At 67.1% G+C, this 1,840-nt stretch carries 1 pseudogene; it reads right to left on the reverse strand.

Annotated elements, in window-relative coordinates:
- Nucleotides 1-1,840 (reverse strand): annotated as a pseudogene (locus tag BHQ40_RS24635) (hypothetical protein); the annotation flags it as partial.

The following is a 1,840-nucleotide window of genomic DNA, read 5'->3' on the forward strand; positions in this document are numbered from 1 at the left end:
GCCGCCGTCCAACAGGTCAGCGCCGCCCCGGCCTTCCAGCCGGTCATCGCCGCCACCGCCCAGCAGATCCTCGTCCGCGGCCGCACCGATCAGGACGTCGGCCGATCCCGTGCCGATAACCCGCTCTATATTGAGCAGGGTGTCGCCGGTCGCATGGCCACCCAGGCCCGCCGAACCATCGAGCGACACCGTTACGCCGGAACCCGAAGCCGAATAATCGGCAGTATCGCGCCCAGTGCCGCCGTCGATCAGGTCGCCGCCCGCGCCGCCCTCGATAAAATCGTCGCCGCTGCCGCCCAGCAAGGTGTCGGCATTCGCGCCGCCCCGCAGGGTATCGTCACCCGCCCCGCCGGTCAGCGTGTCGGCAGCGTTGCCGCCGGTCAGCGTATCGCCGAACGCGGAACCGGTGATGGCTTCCACATCGGCCAGCGTGTCGCCCTGCGCATCGCCACCAACGCCCGCCGACCCGTCAAGGCCGATGGTTACTGCAGCCGCCGAGGCGGAATAATCGGCAGTGTCGAAACCCGTTCCGCCCTGAAGCACGTCGGCGTCAGCGCCGCCGATCAGTATGTCGTCGCCTTCGCCGCCCTGCAGCAGGTCGATGCCAGCCCCGCCCAACAGGCGGTCTGCGCCGCTGCCGCCGATCAGCGTATCCTGCCCGCCATTGCCGGTCAGTATGTCATCGCCGCCGCCGCCTTCCAGCACTTCGTCAGCGCCAACGCCGGTGATGCTGTCTGCATATTCGGAACCGATGATATGCTCGATATTGGAAACATGGTCGCCCGCCGCGTCGCCGCCCTGGCCGACGCTGCCGTCGAGCGTCAGGGTGATGCCGCTGGTGCTCGCCGAATAATCGGCGGTGTCGTAACCCGCGCCGCCGTCGAGAATATCCGCACCCGCGCGCCCGGCCAGCGTGTCGTTGCCCAGGCCGCCCTGCAGCGTGTCGGCGCTCTCTCCGCCAGTCAGGAAATCGTCGAAGTCGGAACCGATCAGTCCCTCAATGCTCGACAGTGTATCGCCGTCGGCATGGCCGCCGGATGCGTTGCCAGTGTTGAGATTGACCGAAACGCCCGCATCGGACGCGCTATAGTCGGCCGTGTCGAAACCCGCGCCGCCCTCCAATATGTCCGCGCCCGCAAAGCCGATCAGCCGGTCATTGCCGCCCTGACCGCGCAAAATGTCGTCATTGCCGGAACCATAGAGCGTGTCGGCGAAGGCCGACCCAGAAATCCCCTCAATATTGGCATAGGTGTCGCCCGCCGCATCGCCGCCGGTATTCGCGCGACCGTCCAGACCCGCGACGATGGCCGCGTTGGAATGGCTATAGTCCGCAATATCGGTGCCTGCGCCGCCGTCCAGGATATCCGCGCCGCCCGCGCCCTGCAGCGTGTCGTTGCCAAGGCCGCCGACCAGCGTATCCGCATTGGCCCCGCCAGTGATCTGGTCGTCAAAGGTCGAACCGATGATCCGTTCGATCCCGCTCAGCCGGTCGCCCTGCGCATCGCCGCCCAGGCCGATCGACCCGTCGTTGGAAATGATGATGTTCGACGCGGACTGGGAATAGTCCGCCGTATCGAAACCCGCGCCGCCGATCAGTTCGTCGCCGCCCAGTCCACCACGCAGCGTGTCATCGCCCGCGCCGCCCGTCAGGCGGTTATTGGCGTCATTACCGGCCAGGATGTCGTCGAAGGCGGAACCTGTCAGGCCCTCAATATCGTAGAGGCTGTCGCCCTGCGCGTCGCCGCCGCTGCCCGCCGTCCCATCCAGCGAGACCTGCACCGCGCTGGCCGACGCCGAATAGTCGGCAATGTCGAAGCCGACGCCGCCCTCAAGGATATCC

Origin of the sequence: Sphingobium phenoxybenzoativorans (assembly GCF_001757355.1) — a bacterium.
GTDB lineage: Bacteria > Pseudomonadota > Alphaproteobacteria > Sphingomonadales > Sphingomonadaceae > Sphingobium > Sphingobium phenoxybenzoativorans.